The organism is Candidatus Bathyarchaeota archaeon (assembly GCA_026014745.1).
Taxonomy (GTDB): Archaea; Thermoproteota; Bathyarchaeia; order Bathyarchaeales; family Bathycorpusculaceae; genus Bathycorpusculum.
The window spans coordinates 507,020-527,134 of sequence record JAOZHS010000003.1 but is presented as its reverse complement, the minus strand read 5'-3'; the positions used below and the strand labels follow the sequence as shown (position 1 = coordinate 527,134).

Annotated in this window: 18 protein-coding genes; 17 read left to right on the top strand and 1 reads right to left on the bottom strand. The window is 47.9% G+C overall.

The features are described 5' to 3' along the window. Positions 1-14: 14 nt before the first annotated feature. From NWE92_13890 to NWE92_13880, 3 genes are all read left to right on the top strand, one after another. A complete protein-coding gene (locus tag NWE92_13890; protein ID MCW4030722.1) occupies positions 15-218 on the top strand; it encodes a hypothetical protein in 204 nt (67 codons plus the stop codon). 333 nt (positions 219-551) lie between these two features. Further along, on the top strand, positions 552-1,685 hold the full coding sequence (locus tag NWE92_13885; GenBank protein MCW4030721.1) for a citrate synthase: 1,134 nt from the start codon (positions 552-554) through the stop codon (positions 1,683-1,685). Between the two features lie 132 nt (positions 1,686-1,817). Continuing rightward, positions 1,818-2,603, top strand: coding sequence for a methyltransferase domain-containing protein (locus NWE92_13880; GenBank protein ID MCW4030720.1), 786 nt, complete (start codon positions 1,818-1,820; stop codon positions 2,601-2,603). Between the two features lie 265 nt (positions 2,604-2,868). On the opposite strand, the gene NWE92_13875 is transcribed toward NWE92_13880, so the two are convergent. Then, a complete protein-coding gene (locus NWE92_13875; GenBank protein ID MCW4030719.1) occupies positions 2,869-3,345 on the bottom strand; it encodes a flavodoxin in 477 nt (158 codons plus the stop codon). 138 nt (positions 3,346-3,483) lie between these two features. Here NWE92_13875 and NWE92_13870 point away from each other — a divergent pair, with 138 nt between their 5' ends. From NWE92_13870 to NWE92_13805, 14 genes are all read left to right on the top strand, one after another. After that, on the top strand, positions 3,484-4,605 hold the full coding sequence (locus NWE92_13870) for a YncE family protein (protein MCW4030718.1): 1,122 nt from the start codon (positions 3,484-3,486) through the stop codon (positions 4,603-4,605). A 150-nt stretch (positions 4,606-4,755) separates the two neighbouring features. Continuing rightward, entirely contained in the window at positions 4,756-5,982 is a 1,227-nt protein-coding gene (locus tag NWE92_13865; protein ID MCW4030717.1) for a polysaccharide pyruvyl transferase family protein, read from the top strand. Next, positions 5,979-8,777: an AMP-binding protein gene (locus NWE92_13860; protein ID MCW4030716.1), complete on the top strand. Its 2,799-nt coding sequence runs from the start codon at positions 5,979-5,981 to the stop codon at positions 8,775-8,777. Before NWE92_13865 ends, NWE92_13860 begins: the two co-directional genes overlap by 4 nt. Next, a complete protein-coding gene (locus NWE92_13855) occupies positions 8,752-9,384 on the top strand; it encodes a hypothetical protein (protein MCW4030715.1) in 633 nt (210 codons plus the stop codon). The genes NWE92_13860 and NWE92_13855 overlap by 26 nt, the downstream gene beginning before the upstream one ends. Beyond that, a complete protein-coding gene (locus NWE92_13850) occupies positions 9,345-10,679 on the top strand; it encodes an FAD-dependent oxidoreductase (GenBank protein MCW4030714.1) in 1,335 nt (444 codons plus the stop codon). Before NWE92_13855 ends, NWE92_13850 begins: the two co-directional genes overlap by 40 nt. Next, positions 10,676-11,137, top strand: coding sequence for a hypothetical protein (locus NWE92_13845; GenBank protein ID MCW4030713.1), 462 nt, complete (start codon positions 10,676-10,678; stop codon positions 11,135-11,137). Before NWE92_13850 ends, NWE92_13845 begins: the two co-directional genes overlap by 4 nt. 522 nt (positions 11,138-11,659) lie before the next feature. Then, positions 11,660-13,690: a DEAD/DEAH box helicase gene (locus NWE92_13840; GenBank protein MCW4030712.1), complete on the top strand. Its 2,031-nt coding sequence runs from the start codon at positions 11,660-11,662 to the stop codon at positions 13,688-13,690. Positions 13,691-13,968: 278 nt separating this feature from the next. Then, positions 13,969-15,147 carry a hypothetical protein gene (locus tag NWE92_13835; protein ID MCW4030711.1) on the top strand — a complete coding sequence of 393 codons (1,179 nt, stop codon included), beginning with the start codon at positions 13,969-13,971 and terminating at the stop codon, positions 15,145-15,147. Next, positions 15,147-16,073 carry a restriction endonuclease gene (locus tag NWE92_13830; GenBank protein ID MCW4030710.1) on the top strand — a complete coding sequence of 309 codons (927 nt, stop codon included), beginning with the start codon at positions 15,147-15,149 and terminating at the stop codon, positions 16,071-16,073. The genes NWE92_13835 and NWE92_13830 overlap by 1 nt, the downstream gene beginning before the upstream one ends. Positions 16,074-16,167: 94 nt before the next feature. Then, positions 16,168-16,989, top strand: coding sequence for a molybdopterin-dependent oxidoreductase (locus tag NWE92_13825; protein MCW4030709.1), 822 nt, complete (start codon positions 16,168-16,170; stop codon positions 16,987-16,989). A gap of 102 nt (positions 16,990-17,091) precedes the next feature. Continuing rightward, positions 17,092-17,553, top strand: a complete 462-nt coding sequence (locus tag NWE92_13820) for a phage tail protein (GenBank protein MCW4030708.1) — start codon at positions 17,092-17,094, stop codon at positions 17,551-17,553. Between the two features lie 16 nt (positions 17,554-17,569). Then, positions 17,570-18,133, top strand: coding sequence for a DUF4255 domain-containing protein (locus NWE92_13815; protein MCW4030707.1), 564 nt, complete (start codon positions 17,570-17,572; stop codon positions 18,131-18,133). Positions 18,134-18,234: 101 nt separating this feature from the next. Further along, a complete protein-coding gene (gene sufC, locus NWE92_13810; protein ID MCW4030706.1) occupies positions 18,235-18,990 on the top strand; it encodes a Fe-S cluster assembly ATPase SufC in 756 nt (251 codons plus the stop codon). After that, positions 18,987-20,111, top strand: coding sequence for a SufD family Fe-S cluster assembly protein (locus tag NWE92_13805; GenBank protein ID MCW4030705.1), 1,125 nt, complete (start codon positions 18,987-18,989; stop codon positions 20,109-20,111). Before sufC ends, NWE92_13805 begins: the two co-directional genes overlap by 4 nt. The last annotated feature ends 4 nt before the right edge of the window (positions 20,112-20,115 follow it).

The following is a 20,115-nucleotide window of genomic DNA, read 5'->3' as shown; positions in this document are numbered from 1 at the left end:
TGAGGAGAATCAAAGTGACTGGCGAATTTGAAAAGCAAGTTAAAAAACTAAATCTTGACCCTAAATTCGAGAAAGCACTAATTGACATGTTTAACGAAGCCTCCAACGAAGACCCTTGCGGGTCCTGTGCCTCCAAAGGCGACTGCAAGAACTATAAATGGCATGAGAAATGGCTCAACACAGACAACTGTAACTGCTCCTGCAACTGCTCTCCCTAAATCCTTTTTCAATCTTAATGTTTGTTTTTCAGATGGCTTTTCCATTTTTGATATTTATTCCGTTTTTCTCTGATTTTAGGGCGCATCAGTCAAGTAGGATTACTTCAAAACTATTTATCGATGCTACGAATGCTCTCATTTTGTGACTATTTTTGCCTCCAAAAAGGTGTCTTTTTTGTGTAAAGCATTTAAATCTCAAACGCTAAGTTAACCTTCATAGCTACATGCATTTGTGCTCCGTCACGGGTATCAATCGGAAAAGCTAGTAGCGGATGATTCTTTGGTTACCCGTTAGTTTGCTGGGCGTATACGCTGTAGGTGAAGGTGATTAACATGTGTGAAAACGATGAAAAATCAGTTGTTCGCGGCTTAAGAGATGTCGCGGCAGCAGAAACCAAAATCAGCTACGTAAACCCCAATGGCTTCTTGTACTATCTAGGTTACAATATAGATGACATAGTAGGGCAAGCCTTTTACGCAGAAATAGCTTACCTGCTGATTCACAGGAACCTGCCCAACAAACAAGAACTAGATACTTTTTGCAGCCAACTCTTCAACGAGATGCATCTTCCGGAACCAATCATAAAAAGCATCCACGCTACCCCAAAAAATTGTCCACCCATGGATGTTTTACGAACCGAAGTTTCCCATCTAGGCGAATATGACCCCGACATCGGAGACTATTCAACAGCCGCAAACATGCGCAGAGCAACTCGACTGGTCGCACAGGTTCCAACCATCGTTGCAACACTGCATAGGAGCCGCCAAAACCTGCCCGTTCCAGAGCCAAAGAAGGAGTTTGCCTTCTCAAAGAACTTCCTCTACATGTTCAAAGGTGAGGTTCCAGACGACAAAGAAGCCAGCGTTATTCATCGGTTTATGATTCTGCATGCCGACCATGGCTTTAACGCATCCACTTTCGCGGCTCGTGTAACAGCAAGCACCAACTCTGACATGTACTCCGCGATAACCTCCGCTATTGGAACGCTTAAGGGTCCTTTACATGGTGGCGCCAGCGAAAAAGTGATGGATATGCTTGATGAAATAAACCTTGAAGCAGAAGTCGAGGAGTACATTCAAGGGTTGCTAGATGAAAAGAAAAAGATTATGGGCTTTGGCCACCGCGTCTATAAGGCTCAAGACCCCCGAACCAAACACCTCCGCGGCATAGTCGAGGACTTCTGTCACCGCGAACGCTCGCAGGGCCTCTACAACAGATGCATGACGATTGAGCGGTTGGTTTATGAGAAAAAGAAGATTTACCCCAACGTAGACTTCTACGCGGCAGTCGCGATGGATGCTTTAGGCGTCCAGAAAGCCTTCTTCCCGCTGTTCTTTGCTTCGGCAAGAATATCCGGCTGGGTCGCCCATGTACTTGAGCAATACGAGGATGCGGTGCTTTTGCGTCCGCAGGGGCATTATGTGGGTGAATTCGAGAGAACCTTCGTTCCCCTCGAACAGCGCTAGACCAAAACTGTTGTACGGGGTTCAAATCCCCGCAATCTCCCAATCAATAACCTACTGTGTATTCTCTGTAAGCATTTTTTTTGCATAGTTCTTAATTGTATCTTCTGCTTACCTTATAACGGATGCTTTAGGATGCAGAACACTAAAGAAAACAAAAGCTACGTTACCGCCCAGTTCCTTAAAAAGAGAGCCCGCGAAGAGGACGTTGTCAATCAAGAAAGCTATCGGATGCTTCAACTACAACAGGGGATGCAGGTTTTGGAGGTGGGCTGTGGTCCGGGCACTTCCACCGACATGTTTTCGGGTTCTGTCGGCATAGGCGGGTTTGTGGTGGATGTTGATTGCGACCCTATAATGATACAGCAAGCCAACATATCCTCCAAACAGTACTCTAATGTTGTGTGCATGGTCGGCGATGCCCACAAGCTTCCCTTTGAGGACGGAAAGTTTGACCGAGTCTATGCGAAGCGTCTTTTTCAGGTTTTGCCTCCTGCCTCGTCGCCTTTTTTAATTGCGGAACTACAGAGAGTACTCAAACCTGGAGGGTTCCTTGTTTTGGTGGACACGGACTGGACAAGTGTTGGTGTAAACTTTAGTGACCTTGAATTAGAACGGCGCCTGACCAGCTTTTTTAGAGATCGCATGCGTCCTAACGGGTTAGCTGGGCGTCAACTGCTTGAGTTGACCCGACAGGGCGGCTTTTTGGATGGGCAGGTTAAGGTGCTGTCGATTGTTATTCGAGACTTTTCTGAAACCCCTTTTAGTGACTGGTTGGTGACTGAGGCGTTAAAGGCAAAAGTGGCAACCACCCAAGAAATGGACCGTTGGTGCAGTGAGCTGGAGGAGAAGACGGCTCAGCAAGCTTTCTTTTTTCATGTTGGTACTGTGATTGTAGCCGCTAAAAGGATGGAAAAATGACGTTGCTCCGCGCTGAATTGTGTTGGGTTAAAAAATTGTATGTGCCAAGTTAACCCGATTAGTTGTCTGGGCTTGACTAGTCGCCTTGGGGGTTTCGGTTGTTTACAGCCAACCGAAAGGTTTGGCTTGGCGCACACTGGGGAGGGGTTGCTTTTTGGCAGGGTAGTAGAGTTCCCCAGTTTGGTTCGCTGTTTATTGTATTGGTTACAAGCCATATAAGTGTTACTGTTTTATCAAAAAGTAATACTGTGGCGTGTAAAGCACCCTATTCCACGGTCTTTAAGCTGTTACACCATTCCACAATTCTCTTCTTAGTCTCATCCCTATTAACCAAAGGCCTTGCCAACACAACATCCCCAACAAGAACCACGTTAGTAACCAACGCCTTTGTCCTCTCCACTGCGGCCGTAGCAATAGAATCTGCCGTAAAGAATAACGCCACTTTTTTGCCTGAAAGGTCATTTTTGGCAACGTATGTTCGGATGGCGGGGGTAGGTTTCCCAGCCCATATCGGTGTTCCAAGAACTATGAGGTCATAGTCTTTGGGTGAAAGTTTGGTTGGGGCGAGGTCGGCTTGTTTTTCTTGAGTAGACTCTTTACCCGCTATTATCCAGCCTATTTTGCCCGACCGCTTTTTTAAATCAACGATTTCCTCGATGTCAGCTCCGAGTTCGGCTGCGATGGTTTCAGCCACAAATTTTGTAGTACCCGTTCTACTATAGTAAGTTACTAACGTTTTCACTAAATTCTCCTCAAATGTAGCTATGTCAAGTTTGATTAAAAGACTTCTATCGCCCTTTTTGTCTGCAAGTAATCCGCGCTGATAAGTGTATTTGAGTAAATTATTTACCCGCTTGAAGGTATGTTTGATTGATGACGTATGGCGAAGAATCGGCTTATGCAGGTTTTCGGGATTGTTTTAGTCTTTTTCTTAGTTTGCTGCTTCTCGGTTGCAGCTGCCGAGGACTATGCTATAACGCATACGATAGCGATGGACACTTACGGCGGCTGGTACGGAGTAGCCTACGACTCCGCCAAGGATGCCATCTATCTAACTAACGTTGATTTTGACTTAATCTCGGTAATATCCGACCAGACCCACACGGTAGTTTCTAACTTGCAGATGGCTTCTCGACCCTACGGCATCGTTTACGATTGGGGGCGCGGAATGCTGTATGTGGCTAATCATGGCGATGACTCAGTTACCGTGCTGGCAGACAGCAACAACACTGTAGTTGCCAAAATGACTGTAGGTAGTCGCCCCTCCGCGTTGGCTTATGATTTTATGTTGGGAGAAATTTTTGTTGCCAACTACGACTCTAACTCGGTCTCAGTGATTTTAGACAGCGACAACACGGTGATTGCAACTATACCTGTTGGAAACCAGCCCTGCTCTTTAGCGTATGATTCCGAGACGGGTGAGATATTTGTTGGTCACGTTAATACCGACGCGGTCTACGTCATCTCTGACAGCACCAACACCGTAACCGAGATAATACCTGTAGAAAAGCAGCCTATAGCTGTGCTTTATGATTCAGCCAAAGCCGCGATTTACGTTGCTAACCACAACGGCAGTCAAGTTACAATAATCTCGGATGCCACCCACCAAATTATTGGCACAATTGATGTAGGCAGCAACCCCATCGCTTTAGCCTATGACGCGATTAATGGTCGAGTGTTTGTTGCGAACTACGGCTCAAGTACGCTATCGGTCATCTCCGACAGCGATAATACGGTAATTGCTACCGTGCCGCTGGATGGTCCACCGCAGGGAATGTGTTATGATGACGACCAAGATGAAGTGTATATAACATATTCGGAGAAAACAATCGTTTCAGTAATATCGGACCCCTCTGGGGATTCATCAATTCCCACGGAATCGCCAACTCCCTCGCCGACTGTTCCAGAGGTTTCACTTTGGGGTACGATTGCTGTTTTTGTCTTCGTTACTGTGGCCGCGGTTGTTTTGGTACGTTTGCTCCGACGCTTGATTGAAGCATAGTTTGTTTGCCGCGTGATTTTCAGGGGGAATTAAACGCAATATAGAGTACTTCATAAATACTATTAGATGAATTCAAATGCTGAAGCTATATTAAATGAGCTAAACAGTTCAGGGAATTTAGACTCGTAAAACGCAGGGGTTGCTAAGGGGTTGGCACCAAAAATTCTGCTAGTGGGCTACAATGGGGCAAACAATACAGGAGCGGAAGCAAAACTCCTCGCCGTAATCAAGGAAATCCGCAGCATTGTAGGCCCAGACGCCGTCATCACGGTGCCTTCACTTAATCAAGCCAATCTACGTCGCTACCTCACCGAAACATCAACCCTAAAAATCAGACCCGTCCACCCTGCATTTGTGTTTGTGGAACTCCGAAACTTTGTCAAACAAAACGATTTAATCCTGCTGGTCGAGGGCAGCTGCTACATGGACACATGGGCCTCTGCCTTGTTATGGTCTTATCTTTCAGCCACCCGATATGCCCATTCCATGAAAAAACCCTGCGTTGCTTACTCAGTCGACGCAGGAGATGCCTCACGCTTTAACCGTTGGCTAATACGTCGGGAAGCCAGCAAAACCGACCTCATCTTAGCCCGCACCCAAAAGGCTGCAGAACGCCTCAAAAGTTGGAAGGTCACAGCTCCCATAGAAGTCACCGCGGATAACGCCTTTGCCTTTAACCCTGACCCGCGCGACGAAGGTTTGCTTAGTCGGGTTTGGCCTGAAGCCTCCTACGTTGTGGGGATAGCCGCCGAGGACATCTATAAGTGGCCTGTTGTGGTTCGTCCATGGGCATCCAAAAAGTTCCTTTACCGATGGCCCTACTATTACATGCACACAACGGAGAGCCAACAAAAAAGCGAGTTGCTGGCGGATGTGTTGGCGGTTCAAGCTGACGAAATGATAGAGCGCTACGGCACCTATGTGGCGCTTTTAAGCATGGAGGGCTTGGATACAGCGTTTGGTAGAAAAATCCAGAAGCGGATGAAGCACGCTGACAAAACCAAAATCTTCACCTCCATAGAGTATAATGCTTCGCAGATGACCAGTATCCTTCGAAGTCTCGATATGCTGATAACCTCTCGGTATCACGCAGGCGTGCTCTCTTTGCCCAGTCAGGTTCCCCAAACCGCCATCGGGCATGACCTTCGCATAAAAGACTTCTACGGTGACTTAGGAATCGACGAGTTATTCGTAGACCACGAAGACCCCAACCGATACAAGCTCCTAAGCGAAAATGTAGCCGCCCTTTTCTCCGAATATGACTCCATAAAAGCTAAACTGCGCGTTGGTTATCTGCAATACGTGGAACGCGAAAAAAGAAACACCCAACTCTTCAGCTCCTTCCTTAAAGAGCGCCATCCGGAGTGGTTAGCATGAAAACGGTGCTTTTAACGGGAGCCACTGGCTTTTTAGGAACCCAGATAGCCCGCTACCTCCTCGCAGATGAGGAAATTACTGTTTTGGCGTTGGTTAGAGACAAATCTTCTCACACTGCGTTGTTGCGGTTGCGGCGAAACTGGTGGGACTGGCCCGAACTCATTTCGGCGATAGACCAGCGGCGGGTTGAGGTGGTCTGCGGCGAAATAAGCCAACCCAACCTCGGCTTAACCGACAAAAAATACGCCGAACTCACCCAAAGGGTAACCCATATTATCCATACAGCAGCGGACTGGCGTTTTCTACCCCTAGAAACATTGCGAAAAACCAATGTTGAAGGAACCCGAAACCTACTGGAATTCGCCAAAACCGCAAACAAACATCACTGCTTTGAACGCTTCTCTCATGTTTCAACCGCCTACGTCGCGGGAGGTCGAACGGGACTTGTCTGCGAAGACGCCTTAACCGACGAATACGGATTTTTCACCAATTACGAACGCAGCAAATACGAAGGCGAACTCTTAGTCCAAGCTGCCCAAAAAGAGTTCGCTGTATCGGTTTTTCGTCCCTCCATGATTGTGGGCGACTCCGAAACGGGCGCCATAAAGACCTTTAATACGTTCTATTTTCCGCTTAGGCTCTATTTGACGGGCAGAATGCGTTTGATGCCTGTGAAGCGTACGCTCAAAGTCAACGTTGTTCCCGTAGACTACGTCGGAAAAGCCATCGCGCAACTCACGTTTAATTCAGGGGCGGAGGGCAAAACCTTCCATCTGGTGGCGCCCCAAGAAACCCTACCCACCATCGAAGAACTCATAGACGCCGTGCAAGCATGGGCAAAAACCAACCTAAACGTCAACCTGCCAAAACCCATCTACCTCAGCATGTCCGCCTCCAATCTGCGACGCTTCATAAAACTTCAACGCAGCCTAAAAATGGGCAACCCCCGCGTTTTTGACGCCCTAACATCGCTGGCACCCTACTTTAGTGAAAACAAACAATTCCAAAGAACCAACATTGACGCTTTGCTTGGGCATTACGCGATGGATTGGCGTAAAATGCTGCCCCACCTCCTCGAATACGCTACCTACTACAATTTCTTCCATAGGTCCGACCGCACCGTGCATGAGCAAGTCATGTTCCGTCTGGAAAGCCAAAGCTACCCTATCACCTTCTACGATGTCGTGGAGGGAAAATTGTTGCATGTTTCGGCTCAAGAGGTACGCAAGGAGGTTTTGGCTGCCGCCGCCGCGCTAAAAGCTATGGGCATCGGTAAAGGGGACCGCGTTGCCTTAACGGGACTCAACTGCACCAAGTACCTAGCAATAGACATAGCCATCGGCATCGTTGGCGCGGTAAGTGTGCCCCTATACTATACCTCCCCGCCCCCTGATGTCGACCAAATCTTAGAAGCCAGCGGAGCTAAACTCCTCTTCATCGGCATACCTGGGCTCCTAAACCGCGTTGACGAACTCAAAACAGACATACCCATAGTATACTTCACCCGAACCACCGCTGCTTCAAATCGCAAAAACCTGTTTTCGTGGGCTGATTTCCTCTCCAAAGCCACCAGCAGTTTATCGGATTACACCGCGCCAATAGATTTTGGAGACGCCGCGACTCTGCGGTATTCATCTGGCACAACAGGGAAGCCCAAAGGGGCTATCTTTAAACACGAAAATCTCCTCTACATGGCTGAATCCATCGTGGCTATTGCTCCTTGGGTTGCCCGCAACCGCAAAGGCACTTACCTCTCATTTCTACCCATGGGGCATGTCGTAGAAGGTATACTAGCCACGTACTCACCCTACTATTTTCCTTCCGCTGTGGACCTTTACTTTTTAGAAGACTTCCGAAAACTTCAAGAAACCCTCCCCAAAGCTAGACCCACCATCTTCTTTGGTGTCCCCCGGCTCTACGAGAAGATTTGGGAAGCCATGACCAAAAACCGAATCGGCGGCTTCTATCTGCATCAAAAGCAGGGTGCACTCAAGCGTTTGTTGGCACGGTTGCTGAAGGGAATTATTCTAAAACGCGCAGGGCTAAACAGATGCGCCCAACTCATCGTGGGATCCGCCAATTCCGAGGAGCGAATGCTAATGAACTTCCGGCAGCTCGGCGTAGAAATCCACAACGCCTACGGCTTAACCGAAGCGCCCCTCGTCACAATGAATAGACTGGGCCGAAACCGAATTGGAACCGTTGGTGAACCTATGCCCCAAACTGAAATACGGGTTGCAGAGGACGGCGAAATCATGGTACATGGCCCGCAGGTTACAGTTGGATACTTTGAGGGACACCATGCGCATCCAATCCGAGATGGCTGGCTAATGACTGGCGACATCGGAAAAATCACCGAGGAGGGGAGCCTTGTTATTTTTGGACGCAAAAAAGAAGTCATAAAAACCGCCTACGGAAAATGCATCTACTCAGGCAAAATTGAGGGGTTGCTACGGGAGATTTCTGGCGTGTCTGAGGTGCTGCTTGTGGGCGAGTCGAAACCTTACTGTGGCGCATTGATGTGGGTGCCCAAAGAGAAATGGACGCCCGAAACCCAAACCCAAATTGATGCCGACATTGAAGAAATGAATAAGGGCTTATCTAATCCTGAGAAGATTAAACGCTGGGCGCTGCTCAAATACAATTTAAGCATAGAAGGCGGCGAGTTAACGCCGAACCTAAAACTAAAACGCAACACGCTGATTGAGCGGCAATCAAAAGTTATTGACGCGCTTTATGGCGGGTTAGCTCCTGAAGGTGACGCCCATTATGGCGGGGCAGAAAAGGCGGAGTGATACGATGGGTTTGAGATTAACTCTGCTGGACTGGTGGACGCCTAACTGGGTGATTAATCGCGAATTAGCCAGAATGGACTCCAAAACCACGATTGCATTAAAAGAGCTCATAAAAAACAACACACCCCTCTCCGTCGAAGCGGCAGAGCCCCCTATGGTTGGAAACCTCCCTGAACGGAGAAATGCGATGGCGAAGCGCCATAAGGAACTGGTGCAGAAGCTCGCGGGGGCAATCGGCAAAGACCAAGCCATCCTGTTGGGTCGCAAAACCCTCTTTAAGGTTGGTCAAGAGTTGGGGGCAGAAACCCGCCGCAGATTAGGAGTAAAAAACGCCAATGACCTAGTCAAAGCCGCCAACATAATGTACCGCGTGTTAGGCATAGAATTTCATGCCCACTGGGTCAGTAAATACCACGCGGTTGTTACGGTGAATCGATGCGCGTTGGCAGCGGTGTATTCGGAATTAACTTGTCAAGTTCTAAGCGCGGCTGACGAAGGCGTCGTGAACGGCTTAGTCCCCACAGTAACGATGCACTTTAAAGAGATGTTAACTGGCGGCTGCAACTCATGCCACGCGGAAATAAACGTCGAGGAGACCCCAAGATGAAGGCTATTGTGGTGGGTTCAGGAGCGGGCGGCGCAACTGCAGCACGTAAACTGGCGCAGAACGGTTTCGAAGTTGACTTACTCGAAGCAGGCAAACCCTTCAGTCCTTTGAGTCACAAAATATCTTGGTTCAGCGGTCTTCACGGTTCTTGGCTTTTAAACGACATTAATGCTATAAAACGGGTTTTTCCCCATTATCGGACTCTGCGTTCTAGTGATGACTTAGCGATTTTTGTCGGCGTCACCGAAGGCGGCTGCACCTCAATTGCCTGCGGCTGCATGGTACGCGCGGAGCACGGCTTAAAGGAAATCGGCTTAGACCTCACAGCCGAATACGAAGAACTTGAACAACAACTCCCCATCTGTCCCTACCCGAGGGAACGGTGGCGTCCCCTGAGCCGAAAAATGTTTGATGAAGCCCAAAAACTCGGTTTCAACCCCCAGCCAACGCCCCACGCCTGCGACCAGACCCGTTGTGTAGGCTGCGGTTACTGCGAATTAGGCTGTACTACAGGCGCCAAATGGGACAGCCGCAAAGCCTACGAGGATCTTCTTGGTAAAGGCATTCGTTTGCAGACGAATTGTCGGGTCCAAAAAGTCGTGGTCGAGAACGGCGCTGCTAAGGGTGTTTTGGTTGGTCGGGGCTCGTCGGTTGAGCGGTTGGATGCGGATGTGGTGGTGCTTGCGGCAGGCGGCATCGGTACCGCGCAGATTCTGAGGGCTTCGGGTCTGCCCGTTGCGGACAAGTTATGGATCGATGTGCTACTGACGGTGGGCGGCGTTTGCAAGGATGCTCGGATGCTTTGTGAGCCCCCGATGGTGTGGTACGCCAAACAAGACAACTACATACTCTCCCCCTACTTTGACTTGTTATCTTACTGGTTCCATAAGCCTTGGCGAGACATTTCAGCCGAGAACCGCGTGGGCATGATGATTAAACTCGCCGATGTCGAGCAAGGCTCAGTAGATGCTGATGGAGTCGTCAAAAAATCCCTCACTCCGCTGGATAAGCAACGTTTAGAAGAAGCCAAACACAAAGCTATAGCAATAATGAAAGCCTCAGGCGTCTCTGGCCCCTTTGTGGACGGCATGGTTCATGGCGGGCACATAGGCGGAACAGTGCCATTAACAGCCGCAGACGTCGAGTCGATGCATCCCGATGGGCTCCCTGAAGACCTTTGGGTAGCAGACCTCTCGCTAATGCCGCGCTCGCAAGGAATGCCCACGATACTCACCACATCGGCGATAGCGCTGCGCGTCGCAAAACAAATCATAAAAGAAAAGGGAAAGCCATGATATCCAATAAACCCGAAAAAGTCCGTTACACAACAAGCCAAATAGTCTTTGGCAACTTAACAGTCATAGCATGGGGACTGCTTGGAACCGCCGCTTTCGCATTCTTCAACATTTTCGCCGCAATAGGCTACTTGGTTGTAGCTGCGTTTCTGGTTTACTATAAGCTCGGTAAGAAGGGATGTTTATCCTGTTTTCTATGTGAAACCTGCACCATAGGCATGGGCAAACTCTTCGATGTGTTCTTCGCTAAGCGGGGAACCCAAAACCTCAATCGAAAAGCGCTCAAGCTGTTTCCTGTGGTGTATCTGTGGTTGTCGGTGGTGCCGATTGTTGTGGTTTCGGTGTCTTTGGCGCTGGATTTTTCAGTTTTCAAAGTGCTGATTTTGGCGGGGTTGCTGGTGTTTTCCGTGTTTAGCGGCGTAGTCCGAAGAAACGTCTTAGTGCCCCGCAAGCATTAATCGCGGACTTTGTAGTAAATGTGCACTGGTGGTAATCATTATATCAAACAAGGATTGCTCCGCAAGCTAAGTTACGATGACTGCATATTTTTTTGAACTCATAGGTGTTCACCCTATATCAGTGGTCTTAATTTTTTTGTTTCTGTGCTGGTTATTTTAGGTGTTGTGCGGTGGGGGGCTTGTGGAGAAAAAAACAGTCTATACATGCTCCCACACTCACATGGCGTCGGCTTCAACATAGAACTATGTTGAACGTGTGGTAAAATCCAGTAATCCCACACCTAAACAGACCCCAAAACGCAAAGCAAACCCAAAAAACAACCCAAACCAACAACCATCTTGTGGCATACCGTAAACCGCCACACCCACACAAAGACAAAATTGATCATCTACCCACAAATAATGAGGGAAGAGGGTGCCTCTGAGGGTCCTGATTAGCCTGTTGGTCTGGCGAGTGGCTGGGTTTTTTGCAGCTTTTCTGGTTTTTGTTCATTTATCTTTTTATACTCAGGGGTTGAGTAGATGGCGATTCTCTTGACTGTTAACACCAACACCGACTACTCTGGATGCCCACTCCCCTGTTCAGAGGCTTCAAATGCTAAGAGTAACGATTGCAGAGAATGTACCAGCCTTCAAGAGAGTGAATCATCCGCAAAAATAACCCTTAACGCCCAAGCTGAGGCGCCCCCCGCAAATAAAAAAAGAAAAACCAGCACCCGCAAATCCACCCCACCCGCGGAGATCATCCAATATTTTGAGCTCAACGAACAAACACCGCAAAGCGACACTAAGCACCGATACGGCATAAGCTTCTCAGACCCCTACAATATAAAGCGGCGGCTAGAAGCCAAATCTTTCAGCTCCTTTGAAGCGTTCAAGCTTAATTTGGAAGCCCTAAACATTAAGCAGTCAGGAAAAATCGACCGCTTAATCTCGCTAGACTCGATTAGAACCAAACTTATTCCCTACAATTTCCAGATGCAACTTGCCCTCCAAGTGGTCAACGAAATGAACGCCAACGCGATACTCGCCGACGAGGTTGGCTTGGGCAAGACTATTGAGGCAGGACTCATAATGAAGGAACTGCTGCTTCGAGAAGAAATAAACTCGGTTTTGATTGTTTCCCCCAAAAGTCTCCTTACGCAATGGAAAACGGAGATGGCGGAGAAATTCGGCGAAGTCTTCTCAGTTGCCAACAACTCCGTGAGGAGCCTAAAAACCGCTGACAAACTTATCTGTTCACATAATTTGATGCAAAGAAAATTCGATATAATCGCGGCTCGTCCATGGGATTTAGTTGTTGTGGATGAAGCGCACGCCTTTAGAAACAGCCATAGTAAAGGCCGAGCTTCCCTTGCAAACCTAAGAAAAAACCATATGCTGCTCCTCACCGCCACGCCTCTTTGCAACAAACTAACTGACCTCTACAGCATCGTAGACCTCATCCAACCCGGCATGCTTGACAGCGAGGGCGTTTTTGTGGCAAGGTTCGCTGAGGATGCTAAAAGCCGCGTAGTAAGACCTGAAGAAGCGGTTCATTTGCGGCAGATTCTTCGAGAGGTCATGTGCCGCACCCGCAGAGAACAAACAGGTATCCCCTTCACAAAGCGTTGCGTGGATTCTCGCACGCTAGAAGCAAACGAGAGCGAACAGCAATTTATCGAAAAAGCCACCGACTACCTCCGTGACATGAGCCAAAACCGCTTCAAAACAATCGAGACTCTCATAGAAGAGAACCCCACCCGTAAGCTAAGCGCGTCACAGAGCAACGCGATTTTGGTGTTTCAAGCCGTTACGTTGCAGCAGTCATTTTCAAGTTCACCTGAGGCATCGATTGAATCCTTGATTCATCGGCAGAAACGATTCCCCAAAGAAATCAAAGTCACCAACGAATTAATTGAACTGGCAAAAAAAGTCCAGAGCTCAAAAATCACCCTGCTAAAACAGGTGCTGAGTGAAATCCCAAACGAGCAAGCCCTGATATTCTGTTTACGAAAAATTACCGCGCGAAAACTCAAAGAGGTTCTAAATCAAGAATTCGGCAAAGCCGACGTCTTCTTAGGCGACATGAACCAAAACGAACGCGACAAAGTTATTGAGAACTTCAAAAGCGGCCAAACAAGGTACCTTATTTCGACTGATGCTGGCGCGGAAGGGTTAAACCTGCAAAACTGCTGTATCATGTTTAATTACGATTTGCATTGGAACCCCATGAAGATTGAACAACGTATCGGTCGAATCCACAGATTCAAACAGGACCGCGACGTAACAGTCTTCAACCTGACAATCAAAGACACCATAGACGACTATGTGCTGCATATTCTCTACCAAAAAATCGACCTGTTCACCATGACTGTCGGAAAAATGGAGACGGTTTTGGCGGAGCTAAAGGAAGGGTCACAGGACATCCAGAAAACCATCATGGAAGTTTTGCTTCGGAGCACTTCTCGGCTGGATATACAAAAAGAACTTGAAAAATTAGCCAGCGACCTTGACGTTTCGCGTAAGAACCAGGAGTTGGCGGAGAAATTCTCGCAGGGGGTTTTGGGCTGAGCAGAAAATATTCTGGCACAAAAATTCACCAGTTTATCCGCTCATTTGTAGACTCCCAGAAGGGCGAGTTAACTGAAGACTCAGACGAAACGTTCACCATAAAATACCCCAACCAAGCAAAAGCAACAGAATACACCTATGACCCCGCGGTAGCTAAAGATAAAAAACAAGTTCTCTTATCGCTGGGGAGCCCCGTTTTTCAGCACATCCTTTCCGAATGCCAAGAAAACGGCGTACTCTGCCAAGTAAATCTTGAACCCAAAGACAGCCTCGAAGCAGTGCTAAGAACATACTTTAAAGATTCAGCCTTCGAGTGCGAAGACTGTGCCACCGTTACCGGAGGCGACGCGCCTGTCAGTGTCTGCATTAAGCCCCAACCCTGCTATCACCAGATAAACAACGCCAAAATCCATTCAGCAACAGCAACAAAAAAGGAGCCCGCAAAATACTTCCTATTTTACTACTCGATAACCTTCCAGAATCGCCTAAGACCAAAAAACGAAGAGGCCATCCCAATCCTTGTGGACACCAAAGGCAACTTAATTGATGATTGCGAGTTTGAGGAAGCCTCAATTTTGAGGAACCCTGAAATTGAAGTCCGTGATTCGCGGTTGAAAATCAAGCCCGAAGAGTTTGAAACATTAAAGAAGGTTGCAGACAAAAAACTCGGCGAACTGCTTAAGCAAAAGTTGGCTCTTTTTGATTTGCCTCTTCGCAAGGAGCAGCGGGCTAAACTCAAAAGCTTTGACAGACGGCTAAGAAGGGAACGTCGTGAGCAAGTTATTGCCCGAAAGCACGAATTTGACTATCCACAGTGGCAAGCTAACTATCAGGCGCTGCTCAAACGTGAAGAAGAATCCTTCATAACCACCATAGCCGTGAAGTTCGCCAACCTCCTCATAATCAACACCTCCAAAGTCAGCTTCGAACTCGAACTCGACAACCACTCGTCCACTCACGCCACGTTTGTTTTAGGCATTACACAACCCGAAGTCACCTGCCCCATATGCCGTAAACCCTTCCATGAGGGATACGCCACCCAAGACGAACTCTACGTCTGCGGCAACTGCATCCGCCAATCCGTAGATACAGCAAAAATCTACTCCAAAAAAGCAGCCCTAACCCTCGATGACACACTAAACGAATACGTTGAATCCAACGGCGGGTTTGTCTGTTCTGTCTGTGGAAAACGCCACAGCCGCCTTTTGGAGTTCAAGTGCAGCCATGACAATTCAAGCGTATGTATCCAACATTATGGGCTCTGTGACATATGCGGCAAAATCTTTTCCAAATCAAATTTGACTTACACCCAAGAATTCAAACGTCAACTCTGCCCCGCACACACAACCAAATGCAGCAACTGCCAAGCAACCATCGGAGTTGACGAGGGCAAGCTCTCTAAATCGTCGGGGAAAATTTTGTGTGCGGACTGCTTTAACAAAACGGGGGACGCATAGTGCAGCGCCTAAAGTTTGATGGTCTGCTTAAAGAGATTCTAAAACAACCGTCGCGCCTCGAAGTAGCCGATGCTGTTGAGGACCAACTGGGACTTCCACGTTACAAAGCAGAGGCGCTGGCGGCTCGGATAGAAAAAAAATACCCCCCCAACCTCCCCGAGTCGGAAGCGGGGAATCCACGAAGCCTCTTTGAACGGGTTGCTAAACCCGACGATGCACCTGTAGCTACAATTTACGCCGTGGGCTCTCTCTCAGCACGGGAGTTTGCGCGTTTTATAAAATGGCAACTTACGGAGTTAGGCTACGAAATCCAGCCTGAACAGGAACAAACGGCTATAGGAATCAATTTGGTGGTTACGAAAAATGATAAACGCATCGCAGTTCAGGCTCTGCGTTGCCCACAAAACTACCGCGTATCTGAAGTGGCGGTTTTTATGGCTAAGGAGGCTATGCGCAATCATGCTTGCCAAACAGCAATGGTGATAACCACAGGCTACTTTACTTCCCAAGCAACTGAAGAAGCCCAAAAAGGTGAGCTTGAACTCTGGGACAAAGAATCCCTCCAACAAAAAATCGCTGCCGTCACCTCTGAAGAGGCAGTTGAGGCAGAATCTGGTTTGCCGCCGTATAGTGAGTCTTTGTTGCAAAGTCTTTTGCAGTTGGAGGTAACTAAGGATTTTATGATTGAGGCGCGGGTTGGGGGTAAGTATGATTTGTATTTGCCTGGTGTTAGGTTTCCTTTGTTGACTTTTCAGGTTCAGGATGGGGTGGTGGTTAGGTGTGTTTTTAGGATTATTAATAATGAGGCGGTTGGGGAGTATGAGGGGGTGGCTTTGATTAGGTTTGAGCATGATGTTAGGGTTGGGCCTGATGGTGCGGAGGCGTATGGGTTGGTTGTGCGGTATCTTGAGGATTATTTGATTTAGCGTTGTGTTGTTGGATGTTTTTATGTTGGTTTTTTGTTTTTTGTTGGGGCACATTTAAAAGTATGACGCGTGTCATATATTTTTGGTTGAATGAATGACCAAAACAAAAAAACGCCTCATTCAAACCGCCTTAATCACAACAATCATAGCCCTAATCATATCAATAACCCCAACACCCCCCGCACAAGCCCAATCCTCAAGTACCATACACATCACTAACCTCGAAGGCACAACCTACACCTACACTATCGGACAACTAACGGATATGCCCCAAACAACCGTACACTCCGACCTGCTATGCTACGGTCGCGTATTAGCCTCCGGAGACTGGAGCGGCGTTCAACTGAGCTACCTCCTTAGCCTGACCAACGCCTCATCCGATGTGGTCTCGTTAGGGTTTGTCGCCAGCGACGGATACGTCGTTAACATACCCGTCAGTTTAGCAATGCAGCCCCAAGTCATCATAGCCCTCAAACTTGACCAAGAAGCCCTAACAGAATCCCTCCGACTGGTGCTCCCGGGATATAACGGAGCCGCTTGGGTAGCCATGATAACAACCATGACAATGAGCACCATCACAGTGTCTAACCCCGAACCCAACCAACCATTAAGCAACATTCCCGGTACGAGCAGTTTCGACAGTCCCCCTTCCACAACTTCCGTGACGCCAAAACCAACCAACCCTGCCCCCACGCAAACCGCACAACCTACCGCCACTCCCCCCCTTCCGACCCCTTCCCCTACCAGTGATACAAACCCCAACCAACAAGCCCCCGAACCATCTGCAGTTGTAAACAATCAACCAACAATACCCCAAGATACCCTAACCTACGTGGCAGCCATAATCGTTGGTATAGTTCTTGTTTTGGTTGTGGGTGGTTTGGTTTACAGGCGCAAAAAGCAGCCCCAAAATTGATTTCCCAAACTCTCTTTTTCTTTTGTTTTCAAAAAAATTTAATATGCTCAACAGCAGATATCCTATCGTCTACTTGTTAGCTTATTTCAGGAAAAGATTTGTATGTCTACAAAAAAAGAAATCAGCAATCAACGAAAAGACCCCTTTAGCAACTGCCGTTTCAGAGTAGAAATCGACGGCATAGCACAGGCAGGTTTTTCCGAAGTAATTTTCCCTGAATCCGAAAGTGAAGTAATTGAATTCCGCGAGGGCACGGATTCCTTAGCTGCCGTCCGAAAACAATCCGGTTTAATCAAGAACAGCAATCTGATTTTGAAGTGGGGTCTAACAGCGTCTATGGAGCTCTATAATTGGCGCAAATTGGTAGAGCAAACAAAGCTGGCTTCTGCACGTCGAAACATGGTAGTGGTCTTGCTAGACGAAGAATTCATCGAAGTCGCCCGATGGGAGTTCACCAATGCATGGCCCTGCAAATACAAAGGTCCCGACCTAAACGCTAAAGGAAACGAAATTGCCATCGAAACTCTGGAGATAGTTTTCGAATCAATGCGGCGAGTAAAGTAACTTAGCAGGGAACCTCGTGAGCAGCCACACTAACATACAAAGCGCCACTGCAACCTTAATCGAAGCATTATGGCAAAGCATACATGCCGACCCCGTTCTAAAGCTCCTATTCCGAAGCTCCAAACAAATCAGTGCATTCCCGCCACGAGACATCCAATCTAAAGACCCCCACCTCTCCGTGTACCTCTACCGTGTCACTGAAAATCTTAGCCTGCGGAACCAACCGCAAACCCCCCAGTCCCCTCGGACCCTTCTTTACCTAAATCTCCAATACCTAATTACGCCCCTTACACAAAAAAGCGAGGATGACCAGCTTGTTTTGGGCAAGGTGCTGCAGTTGTTTTCTGGGAAGCCTGTGTTTCGGGGTGCAGATTTGCAGGGTGATTTGGGGGCGGATGGAGGGGACCTTAGAATAACTTTGGATGCGTTGGGGTTGGAGGATTTGAGCAGGTTGTGGTTGATGCTTGGGTCTTCGCATAAGACTTCTCTTAGCTACACTGTGTCTCCTGTCTGCATTAAACCGGCTATTTTGGAAAAGATGCCTCCTGTCCGTTTGGTTGATAAGCGTCTTAAAAAATAGGTGGTTGTACTCAAAATCTGCTGAGGGCTCCTTAGCTTCCTACTTTTGACATTTTCAAAAAAGCTTATGTGAGTCAATAAACAAGTTCTAAGAGACCACAAATGTCAATGCTTGAAGTAATCGATTTATCAGTAAAGGTTGAAGGCAAACTCATTTTGAAAGATTTGAGCTTTAACCTTAAAGAGGGCGCCAGCCACATCCTTTTTGGACCCAACGGCTCCGGCAAAACCACCCTAATCAGCACCCTTATGGGACTACCCGGGTATGAAGTATCCTCGGGAAAAATCATCTTCCAAGGTGTCGACATAACAAAAATGGGTGTTGATGAGCGAGCAAAACTGGGCATGATTGTGAGCTTCCAAAATCCGCCCGAAATTACCGGCGTGAAACTGGGTGACCTCTTAAAACTCTGTTTGGGCAAAGCTTCCTCGGATGAGTTTTCTGCTGAGGAGATGGCTCAGATTGAGGCTTTCCGGTTAACGAACTTCCTTAATCGTGATGTGAATATGGGTTTCAGTGGCGGGGAACGTAAACGCTCTGAAATTCTCCAATTGATTTTCCTTAAACCTAGACTTTTGCTTCTTGATGAGCCTGATTCGGGTGTGGATGTGGAGAGTCTACGGATGATTGCTATTGAAATTCAGAAATACGTTGAATCATCTGGCGCCTCTGCTTTAATTATCACCCATAAAGGTGACATATTAGAGTACATTAAAGCCTCTTATGGCTGTATACTTCTTAGGGGTCAATTCCACTGTTACCGTGATCCCCTGCGTATCTATGAGGATATAAAACGTTTAGGCTACGAGGAATGTGTGGCTTGCAGAGTAAGAACCAATGAGGGATGGAATGCATGAGTACCGAAAGTGACTTAACCCGTATACCCCACCAAATTCTTGAAGAAGCCCAAAAAGCTGGGCTTGAAACCCAAGAGAAAAACCGCTCGGGTACGTACCTACACTTAGACCATGAGACCATTGCGGCGAAAATCAACGAAGCATATGAGGGTAAAATCGAATTACTCGATATCAAAGTTGCCCTCAAAAAGTATGATTGGTTAAAAGATTATTTCTGGAAACTGGTCAGCAAAGACAAAGACGAGTATACCAAAAAAGTCGCTGAGGACTTTAGTGGCGGTTACTTTATGCGGATTTTGGCGGGAGCTGAAATCACGTTCCCCCTGCAGTCTTGTATGCTCATCTCTCAGCGCAACCTTGAGCAGCGTGTGCACAACATCATCATCGCCGAAGAGAACTCTAAAGCCCACATAATCACCAGCTGCATCCAGCACTCCAGCGTTAAAGACTCATCACATCTTGGCGCTTCAGAAATCTATGTCAAGAAGAACGCCACGCTTAACTTCACTATGATTCACCAATGGGGCGAAGACACTATGGTGCGTCCCCGAAGCGCCACCCAAATCGAAGATAACGCAACCTTTGTGAGCAACTATGTCTGTATGCGTCCTGTCCGTGACATCCAAATGTACCCCGCAGCCTTCTGCACTGGCACAGATTCAAGAGCGATTTTTAACAGCATTGTTTACGGTCAAAAAAACAGCAAACTCGACTTAGGCTCCAAAGCGGTACTTACTGGAAGGGGCAGCAAAGCCGAGATGGTTAGCCGCGCCATCACCCGCGAAGGCTCCAACATGATTATTCGCGGTTTAATCGAAGGCACCACCCCCGACTGCAAAGGTCACCTCGAATGCAAAGGACTCATCATGGACGACATTTCATATATGCAATCCATACCCGAGCTAATCGCAACTAAGAAAGGAGTCGAAATCACACACGAAGCTGCGGTAGGCAAAATCAGCGAAAAAGAAATCACCTACCTCATGACCCGCAGGCTCAGCCGCGAACAAGCCGTGTCTTTGATTATCCGTGGTTTCATGGACGTTAGCATCCTTGGTTTACCCGACGCGCTAAATAAAGAAATCAAATCCATCGTGGACTCTTCCGCCGAAGCCGAATAGCCGT

Coding starts and splice junctions, on each gene's coding strand:
- NWE92_13840 (MCW4030712.1), top strand. CDS start 11,660: ATGGCGATTCTCTTGACTGTTAACACCAACACCGACTACTCTGGATGC.
- NWE92_13880 (MCW4030720.1), top strand. CDS start 1,818: ATGCAGAACACTAAAGAAAACAAAAGCTACGTTACCGCCCAGTTCCTT.
- NWE92_13860 (MCW4030716.1), top strand. CDS start 5,979: ATGAAAACGGTGCTTTTAACGGGAGCCACTGGCTTTTTAGGAACCCAG.
- NWE92_13885 (MCW4030721.1), top strand. CDS start 552: ATGTGTGAAAACGATGAAAAATCAGTTGTTCGCGGCTTAAGAGATGTC.
- NWE92_13825 (MCW4030709.1), top strand. CDS start 16,168: ATGACCAAAACAAAAAAACGCCTCATTCAAACCGCCTTAATCACAACA.
- NWE92_13850 (MCW4030714.1), top strand. CDS start 9,345: ATGCCACGCGGAAATAAACGTCGAGGAGACCCCAAGATGAAGGCTATT.
- NWE92_13855 (MCW4030715.1), top strand. CDS start 8,752: ATGGCGGGGCAGAAAAGGCGGAGTGATACGATGGGTTTGAGATTAACT.
- NWE92_13820 (MCW4030708.1), top strand. CDS start 17,092: ATGTCTACAAAAAAAGAAATCAGCAATCAACGAAAAGACCCCTTTAGC.
- sufC (MCW4030706.1), top strand. CDS start 18,235: ATGTCAATGCTTGAAGTAATCGATTTATCAGTAAAGGTTGAAGGCAAA.
- NWE92_13805 (MCW4030705.1), top strand. CDS start 18,987: ATGAGTACCGAAAGTGACTTAACCCGTATACCCCACCAAATTCTTGAA.
- NWE92_13870 (MCW4030718.1), top strand. CDS start 3,484: ATGGCGAAGAATCGGCTTATGCAGGTTTTCGGGATTGTTTTAGTCTTT.
- NWE92_13845 (MCW4030713.1), top strand. CDS start 10,676: ATGATATCCAATAAACCCGAAAAAGTCCGTTACACAACAAGCCAAATA.